This window comes from Rhizobium sp. P1_E1 (genome assembly GCF_056406015.1).
The window spans coordinates 1-3538 of the sequence record NZ_JBFUAY010000345.1 but is presented as its reverse complement, the minus strand read 5'-3'; the positions used below and the strand labels follow the sequence as shown (position 1 = coordinate 3538).

Genomic DNA, 3538 nt, shown 5'->3' with positions numbered 1-3538 from the left:
ATGGTAGGGCCTGTCGCCAAGCGTGACGCCGTCACGCATCTGAAGACCGTCATGGGTCTTTCGGAACGGCGGGCCTGCCAGATCATATCCGCCGACCGCAAGACGATCCGCTATCAGTCGAACCGACCGCCGGAAACCGAGTTGCTAGCGAAGCTGCGCGACCTCGCCAATGAGCGTCGACGTTTCGGCTACCGCCAACTGTTCGTCCTGCTTCGGCGGGAGGGAGAGCCGTCCGGGGTCAACCGCATCTATCGCCTTTATCGGGAAGGACTGTCCGTTCGCAAGCGCAAAGCCCGGCGGCGTGCGGTCGGCACGCGTGCACCGATCCTGGTCGAAGCGAAGGCTAATGCCCGCTGGTCGCTGGATTTCGTTCACGACCAGTTCGCTTGCGGAAGGAGGTTTCGCGTGCTCAACATCGTCGATGACGTGACGCGCGAATGCCTGGCGGCGATCCCGGACACCTCGATCTCCGGTCGTCGCGTCGCTCGCGAACTGACGACCCTCATCGAACGACGCGGCAAGCCAGGAATGATTGTCTCTGACAACGGCACCGAACTCACATCGAATGCTATCCTTGCCTGGTCGAAAGATCATAAGGTCGAGTGGCACTACATCGCGCCGGGAAAGCCGATGTAGAATGGCTATGTCGAGAGTTTCAACGGGCGCATGCGTGACGAGCTGCTCAACGAAAGCCTCTTCTTCGGCCTCGATCATGCCCGAAGCGCCATTGCTGAAGGGGCCGACGATTACAACCATTTCCGGCCGCACTCATCGCTCGGATACCAAACCCCGGCAAACTTTGCCGGGACCATCGCCGCAACCGGCTCCAACGCTGCGCAAGATGAAAGCTTCGCGTTTCCGCCGGTTGCTCACACCGCGCCTGTTGGCTTATTCAAAACCGCCGGGGCTCTAGGTGTGGATCCTCAAGAGGTTGTCTCGGTTGAGGCCGAGGCGACTGATGGGTGTTTTTGATTTCAGGCTGCCGTGCGGACGATGCCAATTGTACATATGGGTCCAGCTTGGCAGATGGGCTTTTCGGTGTTCGGATGACGGATAGGCGCATGCATAGGCCCACTCTCGCAAGGCCGTCTGAATGAAGCGCTCCGCCTTGCCGTTGGTCTTGGGGGTATAGGGTTTGGTGCGGATGTGCTTGAGGCCGAGTGCCTTGCAGGTGGTTGCGAAGTCCTTGGCCTTGTAGCAGGGGCCGTTGTCGGTCATCACCCGCGTGACTGTGATGCCCAGGCTCTGATAATAGGTGACGGCCGCCTTGAGGAAGGCAATGGCGCTAACGGCGGTTTCGTCGGGGAAGATATCGGTAAAGGCGATGCGGGAGGCATCGTCGATGCAGATGTGGACGTATTCCCAGCCGACACCACGCGAGTTGCTCTGGCCGGTCCTGTCGCCGGTGATGCGGTGGCCGACGCGATGAAAGCGGCCGAGGCGCTTGATATCGAGATGGATCAAACCACCCGGCTCGGCATATTCGTAACGCACAATCGGCTCGGCGGGATCGACACCCTTCATCCGTGACAGGCCTGCACGCCTGAGAGCGCGGCTGACGGTGGCGGGCGACACGCCTGTTTCCATGGCGATGTGCTTGCCTGTCAGGCGCTGACGGCGAAGTGCGACGATGCGCTCTGCCAAGGACTGACCCGTCTGACGTGGACTGATTTTGGGCCGGGATGAGCGGTCCGCCATCCCGGCGCGTCCTTGCGCCCTGAACCGTTCGACCCAGCGCGAAACGATCTTTGGCGAGACACCATAAAGGCGGGCGGCCTGGGCTTTGGACACCTGCCTTTGGCAACGGCCAAAGCCATTTCCTCTCGACGCAACGGTGTCAGTCGGGCATTCTTATGGATGTTCATTCGGAGTGATCCTGGAAAACTGAGGTGTGGTAACTCCAGTCTCCTAAATCCGCTCCAAATGGACAACCTCCGGAAAGCTCACACCTATTCGATCAAGAGGCGACCCCGGTGATCGGATTGACCACGGGCYGTTCGCTTTTGTCCCTGACCCCAGCCGGCTGCACCACCGGCGGCGCCATCGATTCCGCGTCTGCGGGCTCCGGCTTTTCGGGAACGGCGCCGACATCTTTGGGTCGCCGCTGCTCGGGCTTTACGTTTTGATCATTCGTCGACATTGTCAGTCTCCTTTCCAGCAAGAAGTCGCGGCCATCGACATGGTTCCGACGATGGGATGGAGGATTACCGATGCTTGACAGGTTTCTATCGCAGGGGCCTCAGGATGCGCGCTTCACGATCCTTCTGGCGCATGGCGCCGGCGCGCCGATGGATTCGGCATCGATGACAGCAGCGGCAAATGCACTCGCCGACGCCGGCTTCCGTGTGGCCCGCTTCGAATTCGCCTATATGGCCGCCCGCCGCACCTCGGAAGGCCGCAAGCCGCCGCCGCGGGCCGAAACGCTCAATCCCGAATACGAGGCGGCCATTGCCGAGTTCGGCGTCAGCGGCCCTCTGATCATCGGCGGCAAGTCGATGGGCGGCCGGGTCGCCAGCATGATCGCCGACGATCTTCATCGTCGGGGAAAGATTGCCGGCCTGCTCTGCCTCGGCTATCCCTTCCATCCGCCCGGCCAGCCGGAGAAGCTGCGCACCGGCCATCTCACAGGGCTGACGACGCCCGCACTGATCTGCCAGGGAACACGCGACGAATTCGGCACGCGGGACGAGGTGCCGGGTTACGATCTGTCCGACAGCATGGAGATCCTCTGGCTCGAGGATGGCGACCACGACCTCAAGCCGCGCAAGACGATCTCCGGTTTCTCCAGTGCCGATCACCTCGCCACGATGGCGAAGGCGGTGAAGGCATGGGCCGAACGATTGCCGGTTTGAGCATCACCATTCCCGGCGCCGGCAGGCGCCGTCGTCAGGCAGCAAGCTTCCTGACATCGATGCGCCGATCAGTGGCGGAAACGGTGATTTCGAAGTGGTCGGCCTGCACCACGTCGCGAATATTGCGCGGGCGGTGGGCGACGATGGCCACTCCGCCTTTCAGCCGGACACTGTCATAGAGGATACCGGCGCCGCCGCTCGAGCGCACCTCTTCCCCCAGCACTTGCGACGCCGCATAGCTGGTGCCGTCATAGACATGGGGCCGCAGCCTCTCTTCGCCGCGAATGTCGAGGTAATCACCAATCAGGTTGGCCGAATAGCTTCGATAGGTGCGCGCCATCGTCGCGACGCCGCGCGCGAGCGCTTCGCGCCTGAGATGATGGCCAACTTCGGCGGCGGCTGTGCGGAGATCGTCGGCTGCATACCAGGCACCGAGATCAGGGCCGTTGAAGCGCATTCCTCCCGGCGCAACATGCAGGAATGCCGCCATAACAATACTGGCATTGGCAACGCCATAAACCCATTGGTCCTCGGGAAGCCGTTGGATGCGGTCGGCGACGAGCCGGTCGTTGGTCCAGCCGACGAGCTCCATCACGGCTTCGAGATCGGCCACCCTCGTCACCGTCTCAAAAAGTCCGATAGGCGGAAATTGCGAGGGGATCAGCCGGTACGATGGACGCTGCGCC

At 61.9% G+C, this 3538-nt stretch carries 3 protein-coding genes and 2 pseudogenes; 2 read left to right on the top strand and 3 right to left on the bottom strand.

The window, feature by feature from the left end; genetic code table 11:
- Nucleotides 1-972: pseudogene (locus AC1D1Z_RS35370) on the top strand (IS3 family transposase); the annotation flags it as partial.
- On the opposite strand, the pseudogene AC1D1Z_RS35365 reads toward AC1D1Z_RS35370, so the two are convergent.
- Nucleotides 910-1865: pseudogene (locus tag AC1D1Z_RS35365) on the bottom strand (IS481 family transposase). The pseudogenes AC1D1Z_RS35370 and AC1D1Z_RS35365 sit on opposite strands and share 63 nt — an antisense overlap.
- 92 nt (nucleotides 1866-1957) lie before the next feature.
- A complete protein-coding gene (locus AC1D1Z_RS35360; RefSeq protein WP_477853436.1) occupies nucleotides 1958-2140 on the bottom strand; it encodes a hypothetical protein in 183 nt (60 codons plus the stop codon).
- Between the two features lie 70 nt (nucleotides 2141-2210).
- Between AC1D1Z_RS35360 and AC1D1Z_RS35355 the strand changes: the two genes are divergently transcribed.
- Entirely contained in the window at nucleotides 2211-2852 is a 642-nt protein-coding gene (locus AC1D1Z_RS35355; RefSeq protein WP_477853434.1) for an alpha/beta hydrolase family protein, read from the top strand.
- 34 nt (nucleotides 2853-2886) lie between these two features.
- On the opposite strand, the gene AC1D1Z_RS35350 is transcribed toward AC1D1Z_RS35355, so the two are convergent.
- On the bottom strand, nucleotides 2887-3538 hold a 652-nt coding region (locus AC1D1Z_RS35350; protein WP_477853432.1), incomplete at its 5' end, for an RES family NAD+ phosphorylase.

Excerpts from the sequence above, each read along its gene's own strand:
- AC1D1Z_RS35355 (WP_477853434.1), top strand. The coding sequence starts at position 2,211 with ATGCTTGACAGGTTTCTATCGCAGGGGCCTCAGGATGCGCGCTTCACG.